Below are 16951 nucleotides of genomic sequence, written 5' to 3'. Positions count from 1 at the left end.
TTGGGGCGGCAGAAGGCCCCAAGATGCTGGAAATCGACCTCCCGCTTTGAAAAAGGGGGACCGAGGGGGATTTGCTTTTCGCGAAATGCAGGAAGCAAGAACAGGAGCAAAGTCAAAAGCGAATCCCCCGTAGCCCCCTTTTTCAAAGGGGGCAAAGCAACCGCGAAGGCGGGCAGTGCCCGCCCTACGTTTCTTCCTTTTGCAGCGACAGCAGCCCCAGCAACACCGCCAGCGCCACGTACGCACCGAAGAACTGCCACATGATGACCTTCGGCAAGCCAACCAGGTCCCACGGCAGATAGATGCCGCCACGCGGATCCACCGAATGGATGAAGCCGAACAGCGTCAGCGCCGCGCCGAACAACAGCGCCAGCACCGCATGCAGGTGGCGCCGGTCGATCATGGCCACCAGCGCGGTGGTCCAGATCATCGCCGTGATGATGAAACCGTTGCCCAGGGTCACGATGGTGGCCAGATCCGGCAGGCCATGCCCGTCCGTGCCGCTGTAGAGCGCGGCGAATTTCTCCGGTGGAATCCACGCCGGGTTGCCGAACTTGATGTTGAGCAGATACGCGATCGAAGGCAGGAAACCCAGCGCCACCGCGATGGCGTGCTTGCGCGGGGTTTCGTTGAACGCCTGCACGGTGATGTCCAGGCCCACGTAGACGATGATCGGCGCCAGCACCGCCAGCGGCAGCCACTGCACCAGCCCCGATACGTAACCCAGGATCCCGCCCAGGCCGATGAAGATACCGGTCAGCAGCGTATAGCCGCTGCGCGCGCCCATGTGCTTGTAGGCGGGCTGACCGATGTAGGGCGTGGTCTGGGCCACGCCGCCGCAGAAGCCTGCGACCAAAGTGGACACCGCTTCGGCCAGCAGCACGTCGCGGGTGCGGTAGTCGTCGCCGGCCGCGCGCGCGCTTTCGCTGACGTTGATGCCGCCCACCACCATCAGCAGACCGAACGGCAACAGCAAGGGCAGGTAGGGAACGGTAGCCGGAAGTCCGTCGATGAAACCGAGCGTGGGCAGCGGCAAAGTGAAGCTGAGCGGCACCGCTTCGGGCAAGGCGAACCCGGGCGTGCCCAGGCCGGCCAGTCCCAACCCGTAGTAAAGCGATGTGCCGACGATGAAGGCCAGCAGCACGCCGGGAATCTTCACCGGCAAGCGGCCCTTGGCCACCAGTACGTACAGCAGCAGGCCGAAGGTGACAAAGCCGACGATGGGCGAGCGCAGGGTTTCGATCAATGGCAGGAAGCCCAGCAGCGTCAGCGCCGCGCCGCCGATGGAGCCCAGTAGGCCGGCGCGCGGCACGATCCGCGTCACCGCATCGCCGAAGAACGAGAGCACCAGCTTCAGCACGCCCATCACGATCAACGACGCCATGCCCAGCTGCCAGGTGGCGATGGCCGCGGCCTGCGGCTCCAATCCCTGTTGCTTGAAGGCCAGGAACGCCGGCCCCAGCACCAGCAGCGCCATGCCGATGCTGGTCGGTGCGTCCAGACCCAGCGGCATCGCGGTGACGTCGTCGCGACCGGTCTGGGCCGCCAGCCTTCGCGCCATCCACGTGTAGATCAGGTTGCCGACCAGCACGCCCAGCGCGGTACCCGGAAACATGCGCTGGTACACCACCTCGGCTGGGAATCCGAAGATCCCGATCAAGGCCATGGCGATGAAGCCCAGGATCGACAGGTTGTCGACCACCAGGCCGAAGAAGCCGTTGAGGTCGCCTGCTACGAACCAGCGGCGGGAGGGTGCGGGAGTTGAGGGCATTCTTGGCTCGCAGGTTGGATTTTGTCGTTGATCTTGATCTTGATCTTGCACTACCAATGCCCCGTGAGTCGCGGCAAGTGGCGCAGGTAAACCCCGAAGGGGCGGCGCACAGGGATGTGCGCCGTTTCCGGAGGCGCAGGATGCGCCTTACGGAAATTCCTGCGCCACTTGCGGACCCGACGGCTTCATCGTCGGGCGCGACGTTAGGGCGGCTTTCTTTTGGTTACTTTTCTTTGCCGTTCAAAGAAAAGTGACTCGCGCGTAGCGCGAAATGCTTTTGCTTTGATGGGATGAGACTCCGCCAAGAGCGCCCCCATCCGCCTTCGGCACCTTCCCCCGCAAGCGAGGGAAGGGTTCTTCGATCGGCACCTAGCAAACCTTCAGCTATGTGTCTTCAATCAGCCATGTGCCTTCAAAAAGAAACTTCCGCCGCCTGCTTCGACCACAACACCGACTGATGCTTGGTCGCCTGCTTCCACGCCAGCCGGATCGCCTCGATATCCGCAGTCCGCTGTGGGGTGTCCTCATGCAGAATCACCAGCACTTTAGTACTTAACCGGTTCGGCTCCTTGGCGCCGCGGAACAGCCACTGGCCGTACGCATCGAACACGGTCAGACCGTCGGGAAAACGGGATGTCACCTCCTTGTCCAGGAACGCGCGCCACTGCGCCTCGCTGATCGGCTCGGCCTGCGGCCGGTCGGCCGGGCCGCTTTCCTCCCCCACGCCGAAATAAAGCTCGCTGCGCACCCAGCCCCGCGCCTGCGCCGGCCGCGCCGCGTCGCCCTGCATCGTCGCATTGACCTGCGTGGAGGACGACGGCGCTTGCGGCAGCGTCGCGCACGCGCCCAAACCCAGCAGCAGTGCCAATGCGATGCCGCGAACAACCATGCCCTCACTCCCGTGGTCAAAAAAAGAGCCGCCAGCATAGGCCGCATTCGCGCCCACCATTGTTGCCGCTGACGGAATACTGTATCGCTTTATCCGGATGGATGTTGACATTCCCTTCCGGCGTGTGGGATTAATGCCTCCTACAGTCGCTCCCACGCGATGATTCCAAGAGTCGGACTGCGATGAACACACTGCCTGCACGCATTCCCATGAGAACGCCCGGCGGCCGCCCTGGCGACATGGCCGATCGCATGCGCGGTCGTTGTTGAGGCGAAAGTCCCTCGCCTTTGCGGCGAGTCGCGTCACGACCTTTTCGTTTGCCGTTAACCCCCCACCCAGGAGTTCCCATGTCCCGTCACCTCGTGACGCCGCTCGGCGTCGCCATCGCGCTGGCGCTCGCCAGCCCCGCCTTCGCGCAAGACGCCATCGAAACCGCAGAAGCCACCAATCTCGATACCGTCATCGTCACCGGCACCCGCGCCACCGACCGCACCGTGCTGGAGTCCACCTCGCCGATCGACGTGCTGACCGCCGAAGACATCCGCAAAGCCGGCGTGTTGAACGGCGAACTCGGCAGCGCCCTGCAGGCCTTGCTGCCGTCGTTCAATTTCCCGCGCCAGTCCAACTCCGGCGGTGCCGACCATATCCGCGCCGCGCAACTGCGCGGCTTGAGCCCCAACCAGATCCTGGTGCTGGTCAACGGCAAGCGCCGCCATACCAGCGCGCTGGTCAATACCGACAGCAAGATCGGCAAGGGCACCACGCCGGTCGATTTCAACGCCATCCCGGTCAGCGCGATCAAGCGCATCGAAGTGCTGCGCGACGGCGCCGGTGCGCAATACGGTTCCGATGCGGTGGCCGGCGTCATCAACGTCATCCTCAACGACGCGCCCGAAGGCGGATCGTACGAAGCGAGTTTCGGCGCGCACCACACCGATGTGGAGCCGATCGACGAAACCGTCACCGACGGCCAGACCAGCTTCGCCAGCGCCCAGGTCGGCAGCCGCATCGGCGACGACGGTTTCTTCCGCGTCGGCCTGGAACTGAAGAACCGCGAAGCCACCAACCGCGCCGGCTTCGACCAGATTCCGTTCTTCGAGGAACAGACTCCCGACAACCTGGCCCTGGCCGGCCAGCGCAACTACCACCTGGGCGATGGAGAATCCAAGGCGCTCAATGCCTGGCTCAACAGCGCGCTGCCGGTCGGCGAAAACGCGGAACTCTACGCCTTCGGCACCTTCAATCAGAGCGACACCCGAGGCGCCAACTATTTCCGTTATCCCGATGGCGTGGCGAACTGGAAAGAGGTGTATCCGGACGGCTACCGGCCGATCTCCATCGGCGAGAACCGGGATCTGGCCGGCGTGGCCGGCCTGCGCGGCCAATGGGGCGATTGGGACTACGACGCCAGCCTCAACTACGGCCGCAATTCCTTCACCTATCGGCTGGAGAATTCGCTCAATGCGTCGCTGGGACCGGGCAGCCCGACCAGATTCAAGACTGGCGACTATGAATTCAAGCAAGCGCTGGCCAACTTCGACGTCAGCCGCGGCTTCGATGCCGGCGACAACCGCCATACCTTCGCCGCCGGCGTGGAATTGCGCCGCGAGGAATACGACACCGGCGCCGGCGACCCGGCTTCCTATGCGGCCGGTCCATTCACAGACCGGCCGACCGGTTCGCAAGCCGGCGGCGGACTGACCCCGCAGGACGTCGCCCACCTGTCGCGCGACGTGTCCAGCGCGTACGCCAGCCTGTCCAGCAACTTCGGCGAGAAATTCACCACCGACATCGCCGCACGCTACGAGCACTACGACGACTTCGGCGGCGAACTCACCGGCAAGCTGGCGGCGCGCTACGAATTCGCGCCCGTCTTCGCCCTGCGCGGCTCGGTGTCCAACAACTTCCGCGCCCCGTCGCTGAGCCAGATCGGCTACGAAGCCACTTCCACCGGCTACGACGCGTCCGGCCAGCTGCTGCAGGGCCGCCTGCTGTCGGTCAACAATCCCATCGCGCAGGCCTTGGGCGCCAAGCCGCTGGAGCCGGAGAAGTCGGTGAACTTCAGCCTGGGCTTCACCAGCAAGATCGGCGAGCACTTCGATCTGTCGCTGGATGTGTTCCGCATCGACATAGACGACCGCGTGGCCCTGACCGAACGCATCAGCGGCGATGCGCTGACCGAGTTCGTGGAAGAAGAGTTCGGCGTGTCCGGCGTGCAGAGCGTGAATTTCTTCATCAATGCCGCCGACACGCGCACCGAAGGCGCCGAGTTGGTAGCCAACTGGCGCCAGAAACTGGGCAGCGGCGATCTACTGCTCAGCGGCACCTACAGCTACGCCAAGACCGAAATCAAGCGCATCACCCCCACCCCGGCCGAGCTGACCGCGCTGGATCCGGATTACGTGCTGTTCGGCATCGAGGAGAGCAACACGCTGACCGACGCCGCGCCGCGCACCCGCGCGTTGTTGTCGGCCAACTGGAACAGCGACAAGTGGAACCTGTTGGGTCGCGTCAGCCGCCATGGCAGCGCCACGCGCGTGTTCAACTTCGGCGGGGGTTTCGAGCCGCGTCAGACCTATGGTGCGGAATGGCAGCTGGATGCGGAAGTGGAATACCGCATCACGCCGAAATGGAGCGTAGCGCTGGGCGGACAGAACCTGACCGACGAATACCCGGACCGCTCCATCGACGACATCGCCTATTTCGGCAACCTGCCCTACGACGTGCTCTCGCCGATCGGCAGCAACGGCGCGTATTACTACTCGCGGATCCGCTACACGTTCTGACCCGCGAGATGCGCTTGTGTGACGTAGGAGCGACGTAAGTCGCGAAGGAATTCCACGGATTCTCATTTCCAATGGCATTCGTTTCAGTCGCGACTTACGTCGCTCCTACGTCGCCCTACGTCGCCCTACGTGGCATTGCGGCCTGCTCTACGCGCAGCCAACCCCGGTAACGCACCAGCAGGCCGATCATCGGAATTGCGGCAGCGACGTCGAAAAGATAACGGCCGTCGGCTTCGGATTCGCGCGCCAGCACTTGCGCAAACCAATGCGCAGGCAACGGCAGGCCCAGCGCCGCGACGCGCTCCACCCGCCAGACGATGGCGCCCTGCTCCACCGTCAGCCGGAATCCGAAACGCACCAGCCCCAGTTGTTCGCACAACAATCCATCCCGTTCCCACAAACGCGAGGGCATCGCATGGCCGCCGATATGGCGCGTCCACCTTTCCTCCCCGCCGCTTGCGTCTATCTCCACTTCCACTTCGCCCTGTCCGGCGGGCGGCAAGCGCGTGGCCCAGGCGAACAGGCGCGCCAACGGATTCCCGCCGCGCACCACTTCCACCTGCCCGTGGTAGCGGCGATGGCCGCTTGCCGTATGCAGCGCCTTGACCGCAGACGGCAAGGTTTCGAATTCCGCGCCCAGCACGCGCTGGAACAGCGGCGTGCTCATGACAACGTGCTCACGGCTGCATCCACACCAGCGTGGCCATGCGTCCGGTTCTCGCATCGCGGCGATGGGAGAAGAAGCGTTGCGGGTCGGAGATGGTGCACAGATCGCCGCCGTGCACGCGGGTAATGCCGAGTTTGGCCAGGCGCTGGCGAGCGAGCGCGTACAGATCGACGCGCCAGTGGCCCGGACGCGTGGCCACGAAGGCGGAAGCTGCGTTTCCGTCCTGCGAAACGAATGCGTCGAACACTTCTGCGCCGATCTCGTAGGCCTGCGGCCCGGCGGCCGGCCCGAGCCAGGCCACGATCCTGTCCGGCGGCGATCGCATCGCGGCGACCGTGTTCTCCAGTACACCGGCGGCCAAGCCGCGCCAGCCCGCGTGTGCGGCGCCGATTTCGCTGCCGTCTTCGTTGGCGAACACGACGGGGAGGCAATCGGCGGTGAGGATGGCCAGGACTACGCCAGGGGTGGAGGTGACGGAAGCGTCGGCGATGGGTTCCACCCCCTCTCCTGCGAAGGCAGGGGAGGGATGGGGAGGGGTTGCATCAGGTGCACGTGGGGCTGACAGCACCCTCTCCCAACCTCCCCCTGCCGTCGCAGGGGGAGGGGCCAAAAACCGCAGCACTTCAATCCCATGCACCTGCCGCAACCAGTGCGGCGCGCAAGGCAGCGCAAAGCGCTCGACCAGCTCGACACGATTGCGCTCGACCGTCGCCGGATCGTCCCCGTCGGCAGCGGTGCGATTGCCCAGGTTGAAATGGTCGAACGGCGGCAACGAGATGCCGGCGCCATGCCGCAGCGTAGTGAAGGCGCGCACTTTTCCCGGCACCGCCCACTGCGCCCATACCGCCGCGTTCATCGCCGCTTCTGCGCCTCGCCGTCGGCGCGCAGCGCTGCCAGCAGGTTCAGCATGTCGGCCGGCACCGGTGCGGACACGCGCACCGGTTCGCCGCTGATCGGGTGCTTGAACTCCAGGATTTCGGCATGCAAAGCCTGGCGCTTGAACCCGCGCAAAGCGGCGATGAGTTCTTCGGTCGCATGCTTGGGCAGCTTCAGCGGACCGCCGTACAGCGGATCGCCGATGATCGGGTACTTGAGATGCGCCATGTGCACGCGGATCTGATGGGTGCGGCCGGTTTCCAGGCGGCACTCCAGTGCGGTGTGGGCGCGGAAACGTTCGCGCAGGCGGTAATGGGTGACGGCGTCGCGGCCTTCCTCGCGCACGGCCATGCGGATGCGGTCGCGCGGGTGGCGGTCGATCGGCGCGTTGACGGTGCCGCCAGAAACCATGGAACCGACCACGATGGCCAGGTACTGGCGATGCACTTCGCGCGAGGAGAGCTGTTCGACCAGGGCGGTATGCGCCGGCAGCGTGCGCGCCACCACCATCACCCCGCTGGTGTCCTTGTCCAGGCGGTGCACGATGCCCGCGCGCGGCACCAGGGACAGCGACGGGTCGCGGAACAGCAGCGCGTTGACCAGGGTGCCGGTGGGATTGCCCGCGCCCGGGTGCACCACCAGCCCGGCGGGCTTGTTGAGCACCAGGACGTCGGCATCCTCGTACAGCACCTCCAGCGGGATGTCCTCGGGCAGCGCATGGGTCTGGGTGTCCAGCACCACGCCCAGGCTGGCGGTCTCGCCGCCGCGCACCGGGTCGCGCCCGCGCACGATTTCGCCGTCCAGACGGGCGTCCCCGGACTTGATCCACTCGGAGAGCCGGGTACGCGAGTATTCGGGGAAGAGTTCGGCCAGCACCGCGTCGAAACGGCGGCCTGCGGCGCTGCCGGGGACCACGGCGGTACGCAGGGTGGTGTCGTCGGACGAATCGTCCGGGAGGTCGATCTGGGTGGGTTCGGTCATGCTTTGCAGGCGGCGCGTTGGCCGCACGTTCATGGCTTGGGCAGCGCCTAGGCTATCATCGCCGTTCCGAATTCCCTGCCGCGGCCTTCCGCCAGCCCATGACCCAGCGCCCCACGACCCGTTCCGCCGCCGCCCGTCCCGCTTTCCTGCGCATTCTCGCCCTGATGCTGGTGGTGGCCTTCACCGGTACCGGTTGCGGCAAGTTCTTCAAGAAGGACAAGGACTCCGTCGAAGGAAAGCCGGTCGAGGAGATCTACGAGAAGGCGCACGCCTCCATGGTCGGCGGCAACTGGGACCGGGCCGAAATCACCTTCCGCCAGCTGATCGCCCAGTATCCGTACGGCCCCTATACCGAGCAGGCGCTGATGGAAACGGCCTACGCGCAGTACAAGGCCGGCAAGATGGACGACACGGTTTCCACCGTGGACCGCTTCATCCGCACCTACCCGACCCAGCGCAACGTTCCCTACATGTACTACCTGCGCGGCCTGGCCAACTCGGGGCGCGACACGGTGTTCCTGCAGAGGGTATGGAAGCTCGATCCTAGCCGCCGCGACCTGGCCACGCCTTTGCAGGGCTACAACGACTTCAACCTGCTGGCCGAGCGCTATCCCAACAGCCGCTACGCCGCCGATGCGCGCCAGCGCATGGTCGCGCTGCGCAACCTGTTCGCTCGCCACGAGCTGGACACCGCGCTGTACTACCTGCGCCGCGATGCCTGGGTATCGGCCGCCGCCCGCGCGAAATACCTGCTGGAAACCTACCCGCAGAGCGAATTCCAGAACGACGCCGTGGCCGTGCTGGGCGAAGCCTATACGCACCTTGGCAACGAAACCCTGGCCGCCGACGCCCGCCGCGTGCTGCAGCAGAACGATCCGCAGCACCCCTGGCTGAGCGGCGAATGGCCGGACTACCCGTCTCCGATCCGCAAGCTCAACCCGTTCGCCGGGGAGAAGTCGGCGGTGGACATGAAGAAGAAGGATTGAAGAAAAAGGGGCCGCAAGGCCCCTTATTTATGCTCCCTTCTCCCTCTGGGAGAAGGCGCCCGAAGAGCCTGCCCCGTACTCGATGCGGGGGCGGATGAGGGAATGGGAAATCAGTTTGTACTGAACCCTTCCATAGCAAGTCATTCTCCCTCCCTCATCCGTCGCTACGCGCCACCTTCTCCCAATGGGAGAAGGGAAACCCCTCACCCCAAATACTTGTTGCTTATCGGATAACGCCGCTCGCGCCCGAATGCGCGCCGCGACACCTTCGGTCCGGGCGCGGCCTGATGGCGTTTCCATTCGTTGATGCGTACCAGCCGCAGCATCCGGTCCACCACGTCCGCATCGAAACCGGCCGCGACGATCTCGTCGCGCGATTGTTCCTGGTCCACGTAGCGCAGCAAAATCGCGTCCAGCACGTCGTAGGGCGGCAGAGAATCCTGGTCGGTCTGGTTTTCGCGCAACTCGGCCGAAGGCGGGCGGACGATGACCGCCTCGGGAATCACAGGCGCGCCGCCGACGGTGTTGCGCCAGCGCGCCAGCGCGAACACCTCGGTCTTGTACAGGTCCTTGATCGGCGCATAGCCGCCGCACATGTCGCCGTAGATGGTGGCGTAACCCACCGCGTATTCGCTCTTGTTGCCGGTGGTCAGCAGCAGTCCGCCCAGCTTGTTGGACAGCGCCATCATGATCACGCCGCGGCTGCGCGACTGCAGGTTCTCCTCGGCCGTGTCGGCCTGGCGACCCGCGAAAACCGGCCCCAGGGCCTCGATGAAACCCTTGAAAGGCGCCTCTATCGGAATCGTCTCCAGCTTCACGCCCATCGTCGCGCACTGTTCGGCGGCCAGGTCGTTGGAAAGATCGGCGGTGTAGCGCGAAGGCAGCCGCACCGCGGTGACGTTGTCCGCACCCAGCGCGTCCACCGCGATCGCCAGCACCAGCGCCGAATCTATGCCGCCGGAAAGCCCCAGCCATACTTTCGAGAACCCGTTCTTGGCGCAATAGTCGCGCGTGCCGCGCACCACCGCGCGCCAGGCCAGACCGTCGCGGCTTTCATCCGCTTCGCACGGCCATTCCAGCGGGGTGAATTTGCGCGTATCCGCGTTGTAGTCGGCGATCAGCCAATGATCCTCGAACGCGCGCGCCGCCGGATGCACCAGTCCGTCGCCGTCGGCCAGCACCGAGGCGCCGTCGAACACCAGCGCATCCTGTCCGCCCACTACGTTGAGATAAGCCAGCGCCATGCCGGTTTCGCCGACCCGCTGCGCCAACAGAGCATCGCGCTGGGCATGCTTGTCGCGCTCGAACGGCGAAGCGTTGGGCACCAGCACCAGCTGCGCGCCAGCATCGCGGGTTTCGCCCAGCGGCTCGGCGAACCACAGGTCTTCGCAGATCACCAGCCCGACCGGCACCCCGGCCACCTCGAACACGCAGGCGCCGCCATCGGGATCGACATCGAAATAACGGCGTTCGTCGAACACCGCATAGTTGGGCAGCTCGCGCTTGCGATAGGTGGCTTCCACCCCGCCCTCGCGCAGCACGCTGGCCGCGTTGTAGACCACGCTGCCGGCCGATTGCGGCCACCCCACCACCGCGACGATCCCGTGCACGGAAGCGGCCACACGCTGCAGGGCGGTCTCGCAGTCGCGCAGGAAGCCGGGGCGCATCAGCAGGTCCTCCGGCGGGTAGCCGCTGATCGCCAGTTCGGGGAACAGCACCAGGTCGGCGCCATGCGCATCGCGCGCCTCGGCGATCATCGCAGCGATGCGTTCGGCGTTCTGGGCGACGGCGCCAACGGGGAAGTCGAACTGGGCAAGGGCGATGCGGAGCGTCATGGTGCTGCCCCGTTGCTCGCAATCGGTCCGGCACTTTCCAAAACTTCGAGGATCACGGCTAGTACCACCTGCTGTTGGCGCAAGGCGTCATTGTTCCAGAAACGGAGGACGCGGTAACCGTTTGCCTGGATCCAGCTTGTCCGAGCGGAATCGCTGGCACTGTCGGCATGCTGGCTGCCATCCAGTTCGATCACCAGCTTCCGTTCGACACACGCGAAATCCACTATGTAGGGGCCGATAGGGTGCTGGCGACGGAATTTGCAGCCCATGAGCGTCCTGTTGCGCAGATGATGCCAAAGCGAAGACTCGGCATCGGTCATATGCCGGCGTAAATGCCGCGCGAAGCGGGTCTTCTGTCGTTCGCGCATCCTTGCGCTCCGGCATGGCCGGATTGCAGGTTACCGGCAAAGGAGAGCCAGGGATGTAAGGAAATGCCGCGCCCTCACCCCTGCCCCTCTCCCGCAAGCGGGAGAGGGGTTCTTCGTTTTGGCAACGACTCTCCGACCCAATCCGAACGTTCGCTGCAAGCCAGATAGCAACCCTTCTCCCGCCTGCGGGAGAAGGTGCCCGAAGGGCGGATGAGGGCGCTTCTGCACTGGACAAACAAAAGGCCGCACAGGGCGGCCTTCTGCTCCAAACTCTAGCGATGGAGACTTACTTCTTCACCAACTTAGCAATCGCCGCACCCAGATCCCCCGGCGAACGCACCGTGACCACGCCCGCCGCTTCCATCGCCGCGAACTTGCCCTCGGCCGTACCCTTGCCGCCCGACGCGATGGCGCCGGCATGGCCCATGCGCTTGCCGGCCGGAGCCGAAGCGCCGGCGATGAAACCGACCACCGGCTTCTTGACGTGCTTGGCGATGTAGTCGGCGCCTTCTTCTTCGGCCGAACCGCCGATCTCGCCGACCATGATGATGCCCTCGGTCTGCGGATCTTCGTTGAACAGCTTCAGCGCGTCGACGAAGTTGACGCCGTTGATCGGATCGCCGCCGATGCCGATGCAGGTGCTCTGGCCCAGGCCCACGTCGGTGGTCTGCTTGACCGCTTCATAGGTCAGGGTGCCAGAGCGCGAGACGATGCCGATCTTGCCCGGCAGGTGGATGTGGCCCGGCATGATGCCGATCTTGCACTCGCCCGGGGTGATGATGCCGGGGCAGTTGGGGCCGATCAGGGTGGTGTTCGGATAGCCCTTCAGCGTGTTCTTGACCCGCAGCATGTCCAGCACCGGGATGCCTTCGGTGATGCAGACGATCACGCGGATGCCGGCGTCGGCCGCTTCCAGGATGGCGTCGGCGGCGAACGGCGGCGGCACGTAGATCACCGACGCGTCGGCGCCGGTGGAGGCGACCGCTTCACGCACGGTGTTGAACACCGGCAGTTCGATATGGGTGGTGCCGCCTTTGCCCGGAGTCACGCCGCCCACGACCTGGGTGCCGTATTCGACCATCTGGGTGGCGTGGAAGGTGCCCTGCTGGCCGGTGAAGCCCTGCACGATGACCTTGGTGTTCTTGTTGACCAAAACGCTCATATGAAAATCCTTGGGGCTTTGTAGGAGCGGGCCCTGCCCGCGACGAAGCTTTACAGGTAGAGCCCGGTCGTGGGCAAGGCCCGCTCCTACAGGGTGGTTGTCAGGCGGCGACGGCGGCGACGGCCTTCTTGGCGCCATCGTTGATGTCGTCGGCGGTGATGATGGCCAGCCCGGAATCGCGCAGCAGCGCCTTGCCGGCTTCCACGTTGGTGCCTTCCAGGCGCACGATCACCGGCACCTTGACGCCCACGTCCTTGACCGCGGCGATGATGCCTTCGGCGATCATGTCGCAGCGGACGATGCCGCCGAAGATGTTGACGAAGATCGCCTTGACCTTGTCGCTGGACAGGATCAGCTTGAACGCGGTGGTCACGCGCTCCTTGGTGGCGCCGCCGCCCACGTCCAGGAAGTTGGCCGGTTCGCCGCCGCTGAGCTTGATCACGTCCATGGTGGCCATGGCCAGACCCGCGCCGTTGACCATGCAGCCGATGTTGCCGTCCATGGTCACGTAGTTGAGGTCGTTCTCGCTGGCCAGCACTTCGGTCTCGTCTTCCTGCGACTTGTCGCGCATGGCCACCAGATCGGCGTGGCGGAAGGAGGCGTTGTCGTCGGAATTGACCTTGCCGTCGAGCACGGCCAGGTTGCCGTTGGTGAGGATGGCCAGCGGGTTCAGTTCGACCAGGGCCAGATCCTTTTCGTTGAACAGCTTGTACAGGCCCAGCATGATCTTGCTCAGCTGGTTGACCTGCTTGGCGTCCAGACCCAGGGCGAAGCCCACTTCGCGGGTCTGATAGGGCTGCAGGCCCTGCACGAAGTTGACGTCCAGGGTCTGGATCTTTTCCGGGGTTTCGCGGGCGACGGTTTCGATGTCCACGCCGCCTTCGCTGGAGGTGATGAAGGTGATGGCCTGGCTGGCACGGTCCACCAGCACCGAAAGGTACAGTTCCTTGGCGATATCGGTGCCTTCGGAAATCAGCACGGTGTCGATGGGCAGGGCCACGCCGCCGGACTGGTAGGTCTCCATCCTGGTGCCCAGCATCGCCGCGGCATACTGCTTCACTTCGTCCAGGGTCTTGGCCAGCTTGACGCCGCCGGCCTTGCCGCGGCCGCCCGCATGGATCTGGGCCTTGACCACCCAAAGGTCGCCGGGAATGGCTTTGGCGGCTTCGACCGCTTCTTCCGGCGTGCGCGCGATGCGCCCGGCCGGCACCGCAATGCCGTATTCGGCAAACAACTGCTTCGCCTGGTATTCGTGAAAGTTCATGCGTCACCGTATTTGGAAGAACAGAACGCACCGCGCGCGGAGTCCGGGCTGGCCGGAGGGCGCCGATGGGCCGCCCATTGTCCTCCACCCCGTGCTGCGGTGCAAAACCGACCTTCGGCTTAGGCGGGGTTCCGGACCGGGGCGCATCCTTATCGGGGCACACTCCTTATACTGTGGCCTTCGCCGTCGGGAATCCCCCGCTTGACGCAGCGCCCTTCGATCATCCCTCATCTGGAATCCGCGCCTGCGCGCGAACTCTATTTCTTCACCCTGTACCGGGTGCTGGAAGCCGGTATTCTGGCCGGGCTGCTGTTCAGCCCGCTTTCGGGGATGCTGGGAGAATCCGAGGCCCCGATGCTGGGGACCGTCGTCACGGCTTTCTATCTGGTTTTCGCCGTCCTGATGATGCTGTTCGGGCGCAAGACGCGCTGGCTGACCCCGCTGGTGCTGATCGGCGCCTGCGTGGATATCGTGGTGGCGGGACTGATTACCCATGCCTTGCCCCAGGCCACGGCCGGCGTCGCAATGCTGCTGCTGTTCAACGTAGCGGCCGCTGCGCTGCTGCTGTCCTTCCGCTGGGGAATGGCAGTCACCGTATTGGCGCCGGTGATCATGTCGGTCGAATTCGTGTGGAGTCTGGGCAATGTCGACCGGCCCGTGGCCGAACTCATCATGTTCGCCATCAGCTATCTGGCGGTCGGCTACCTGGCCAGCCGGGCCGGCCAGCGCACCCGTTCCAGCGAGGCCCTGGCCGACCAGCGCGGCCTGGAAGTGGCCAATCTGTTCGAGGTCAACGAACTGATCATCCGCCGCATGCGTACCGGTGTGCTGGTGGTGGACGCCGATAACCGCATCAAACTGGCCAACGAGGCTGCCTCCCTGTTGCTGGGCGACGGCAGCGAAGGCGAGAACGACGGCCACGGCATCCACCTGCCGCAAGTCGCCCCGGAACTGGCCCGCCGCCTGCAGCAATGGCGCAACGGCTGGCAGAACGACGAGACCCCCCTGCAGCTCTCGCCCGACCAGCCCGAAGTACAGCCGCGCTTCGCCCGCCTGCTGGCCGGCAGCGAACTGTCGCTGGTGTTCCTGGACGATGCCAGCGTGGTTTCGCGGCGCGCCGAGTCGCTGACCTTGAGCGCCCTGGGCCGGTTTTCGGCCAGCCTGGCCCACGAAATCCGCAACCCGCTGGCCGCGATCAACTACGCGGTGCAGTTGCTGGAGGAATCCAAGAGCATCATCGACGGCGACCGCCGCCTGCTGCAGATCATCCACCAGCAGTGCCAGCGCACCAACGGCATCGTGGAAAGCGTGCTGGGACTGGCGCGCCGCGAACGCGCCAGCCCGGAGCATGTGGACCTCAACGGCTACGTGCGCCGGTTCGTGGACGAGTACCAGCAGAACATGTCCATCGAGACCGACAGCCTGGAGACGGTGATCGGCGCGCGCGCCGTGCCGGCCCTGGTCGATCTGCGCCACCTGCAGCAGATCTTGACCGTGCTGGTGCACAACGCCCTGAATTACGGCCGCCTGCCCGGTGAGCCGGCGCGCGTGCGGCTGAGGGTATTCCAGGCCGACAACCGCCCGATGATCGATGTGCTGGATCGCGGTCCGGGCATCCCCGAAGCCGTGGCCGCGCAGTTGTTCCGCCCGTTCTTCACCACCTCCGAGCACGGCACCGGGCTGGGTCTGTACATCGCCCGCGAGCTGTGCCGCGCCAACCAGGCCTCGCTGGAATACGTGGCGGTGCCCGGCGGCGGCAGCTGCTTCCGCGTCACCCTGCCCGGCCCGCACTCGTTGCTGCCTGCATGACCCGCCCTTGTAGGGGCGGGCCCTGCCCGCGACCGCTCTTGGTGGCAGATAACCGCAAACGGCGGTCGCGGGCAGGGCCCGCTCCTACAACGGCAATGAACAGTTACACTTCTTGCACAGGGGATTGTGAGGGACCCGAATGAGCGAAAACCGCAGCGCCCTGATCGTCGACGATGAGCGCGATATCCGCGAGCTGTTGACTTTGACCCTGGGCCGCATGGGTCTGCGCATCGATACCGCCGCCAACCTTGGCGAGGCGCGCGAGCACCTGTCCCGGAACACCTACGACCTCTGCTTCACCGACATGAACCTGCCCGACGGCAACGGCATCGAGCTGGTCGGCGACATCAGCCGCCTGTATCCCCGCACGCCGGTCGCCATGATCACCGCCTTCGGCAATGTCGAGCTGGCGGTAGAGGCACTGAAGGCCGGCGCGTTCGATTTCGTCAGCAAGCCGGTGGATATCAGCGTGCTGCGCGGCCTGGTCAAGCACGCGCTGGAACTCAACAACTCCGAACGCGCGGCCCCCGCACCGCCCCCGCCGGAACAGGCCAGCCGACTGCTCGGCAATTCGGCGCCGATGGGCCAGCTGCGCGACACCATCGCCAAGGTGGCCCGCAGCCAGGCGCCGGTCTACATCCTGGGCGAATCGGGCGTGGGCAAGGAGCTGGTCGCCCGCACCATCCACGAACAGGGCGCCCGCGCCGCGGGTCCCTTCGTTCCGGTCAACTGCGGCGCCATCCCGGCCGAGCTGATGGAAAGCGAGTTCTTCGGCCACAAGAAGGGCAGCTTCACCGGCGCCCATGCCGACAAGACCGGCCTGTTCCAGGCGGCCAACGGCGGCACCCTGTTCCTGGACGAAGTCGCCGAGCTGCCGCTGCCCATGCAGGTCAAACTGCTGCGCGCCATCCAGGAGAAGGCGGTACGCCCGGTAGGCGCCTCCACCGAGATACCGGTCGACGTGCGCATCCTCTCGGCCACCCACAAGGACCTGGGCGACCTGGCCAACGACGGCCGTTTCCGCCACGACCTCTATTACCGCATCAATGTGATCGAACTGCGCGTGCCGCCCCTGCGCGAACGCACCGGCGACCTGCCGCAACTGACCTCGGCCATCCTGGCGCGGCTGGCGGGGACGCATGGTCGTAGCGCTCCGCAGCCGACCGCAGGCGCCATCGACGCCCTGGCGGCCTATGGTTTCCCCGGCAATGTGCGCGAACTGGAGAACATCCTGGAACGGGCCATGGCCATGGCCGATGGCGACCGCATCGACGCCGCCGACCTGCACCTGCCGCAGGGCAACGGCTACGGCGGACGCGCGCCTGTCGAAGTGCCGGCACTGGCCGATGAGGCGCCGCTGTCCGGAATCGATCCGGGCGCCGGCGCGCTGCCTTCATACATCGAGCAGTTGGAGCGGGCGGCGATCCAGAAAGCGCTGGAAGACAATCGCTGGAACAAGACCAAGGCGGCCGCGCAGCTGGGCATCACTTTCCGCGCCCTTCGCTATAAGTTGAAAAAATTGGGCATGGAATAATTGCGGAAGCGGCTTTCGGCCGC

The 16951-nt window shown here is 65.4% G+C and carries 13 protein-coding genes; 4 read left to right on the top strand and 9 right to left on the bottom strand.

Features of this window, described 5'->3' with window-relative positions; translation table 11 throughout:
* Positions 1–184 precede the first annotated feature (184 nt).
* Positions 185–1771, bottom strand: a complete 1587-nt coding sequence (locus CSC73_RS07975; RefSeq protein WP_163839913.1) for a SulP family inorganic anion transporter — start codon at positions 1769–1771, stop codon at positions 185–187.
* A gap of 412 nt (positions 1772–2183) precedes the next feature.
* Positions 2184–2660 (bottom strand): DUF3574 domain-containing protein, encoded by a 477-nt coding sequence (locus tag CSC73_RS07970; RefSeq protein WP_163839912.1) that lies wholly within the window; start codon positions 2658–2660, stop codon positions 2184–2186.
* Positions 2661–3007: 347 nt separating this feature from the next.
* Between CSC73_RS07970 and CSC73_RS07965 the strand changes: the two genes are divergently transcribed.
* Entirely contained in the window at positions 3008–5446 is a 2439-nt protein-coding gene (locus CSC73_RS07965) for a TonB-dependent receptor plug domain-containing protein (protein ID WP_163839911.1), read from the top strand.
* Between the two features lie 115 nt (positions 5447–5561).
* On the opposite strand, the gene CSC73_RS07960 is transcribed toward CSC73_RS07965, so the two are convergent.
* The 3 genes from CSC73_RS07960 to rluD are packed head-to-tail and all read right to left on the bottom strand — an operon-like array spanning position 5562 to position 7970.
* Positions 5562–6113 carry a DUF4166 domain-containing protein gene (locus CSC73_RS07960; RefSeq protein WP_163839910.1) on the bottom strand — a complete coding sequence of 184 codons (552 nt, stop codon included), beginning with the start codon at positions 6111–6113 and terminating at the stop codon, positions 5562–5564.
* 10 nt (positions 6114–6123) lie between these two features.
* On the bottom strand, positions 6124–6969 hold the full coding sequence (pgeF, locus tag CSC73_RS07955) for a peptidoglycan editing factor PgeF (RefSeq protein ID WP_163839909.1): 846 nt from the start codon (positions 6967–6969) through the stop codon (positions 6124–6126).
* Positions 6966–7970, bottom strand: coding sequence for a 23S rRNA pseudouridine(1911/1915/1917) synthase RluD (gene rluD, locus CSC73_RS07950; protein ID WP_163840021.1), 1005 nt, complete (start codon positions 7968–7970; stop codon positions 6966–6968). The genes pgeF and rluD overlap by 4 nt, the downstream gene beginning before the upstream one ends.
* 98 nt (positions 7971–8068) lie before the next feature.
* On the opposite strand from rluD, the gene CSC73_RS07945 reads away from it, so the two are divergent.
* Positions 8069–8956 carry an outer membrane protein assembly factor BamD gene (locus CSC73_RS07945; RefSeq protein ID WP_246197428.1) on the top strand — a complete coding sequence of 296 codons (888 nt, stop codon included), beginning with the start codon at positions 8069–8071 and terminating at the stop codon, positions 8954–8956.
* Between the two features lie 203 nt (positions 8957–9159).
* Here CSC73_RS07945 and CSC73_RS07940 read toward each other — a convergent pair whose 3' ends face one another.
* The 4 genes from CSC73_RS07940 to sucC form a co-directional block, all read right to left on the bottom strand.
* A complete protein-coding gene (locus tag CSC73_RS07940; RefSeq protein ID WP_163839908.1) occupies positions 9160–10791 on the bottom strand; it encodes an NAD+ synthase in 1632 nt (543 codons plus the stop codon).
* A complete protein-coding gene (locus CSC73_RS07935; protein ID WP_163839907.1) occupies positions 10788–11159 on the bottom strand; it encodes an endonuclease domain-containing protein in 372 nt (123 codons plus the stop codon). The genes CSC73_RS07940 and CSC73_RS07935 overlap by 4 nt, the downstream gene beginning before the upstream one ends.
* Positions 11160–11445: 286 nt before the next feature.
* Positions 11446–12321 (bottom strand): succinate--CoA ligase subunit alpha, encoded by an 876-nt coding sequence (gene sucD / locus CSC73_RS07930; RefSeq protein WP_163839906.1) that lies wholly within the window; start codon positions 12319–12321, stop codon positions 11446–11448.
* Between the two features lie 100 nt (positions 12322–12421).
* Positions 12422–13585 (bottom strand): ADP-forming succinate--CoA ligase subunit beta, encoded by a 1164-nt coding sequence (gene sucC, locus CSC73_RS07925; RefSeq protein ID WP_163839905.1) that lies wholly within the window; start codon positions 13583–13585, stop codon positions 12422–12424.
* Between the two features lie 201 nt (positions 13586–13786).
* Here sucC and CSC73_RS07920 point away from each other — a divergent pair, with 201 nt between their 5' ends.
* Together CSC73_RS07920 and CSC73_RS07915 are read left to right on the top strand one after the other, a co-directional pair.
* Entirely contained in the window at positions 13787–15394 is a 1608-nt protein-coding gene (locus tag CSC73_RS07920) for a sensor histidine kinase (protein ID WP_163839904.1), read from the top strand.
* A 139-nt stretch (positions 15395–15533) separates the two neighbouring features.
* On the top strand, positions 15534–16928 hold the full coding sequence (locus CSC73_RS07915; protein WP_163839903.1) for a sigma-54-dependent transcriptional regulator: 1395 nt from the start codon (positions 15534–15536) through the stop codon (positions 16926–16928).
* The last annotated feature ends 23 nt before the right edge of the window (positions 16929–16951 follow it).

This window comes from Pseudoxanthomonas sacheonensis (assembly GCF_010093305.1).
Classification (GTDB): domain Bacteria; phylum Pseudomonadota; class Gammaproteobacteria; order Xanthomonadales; family Xanthomonadaceae; genus Pseudoxanthomonas_A; species Pseudoxanthomonas_A sacheonensis.
This window is presented reverse-complemented; position numbering and strand designations above follow the sequence as displayed.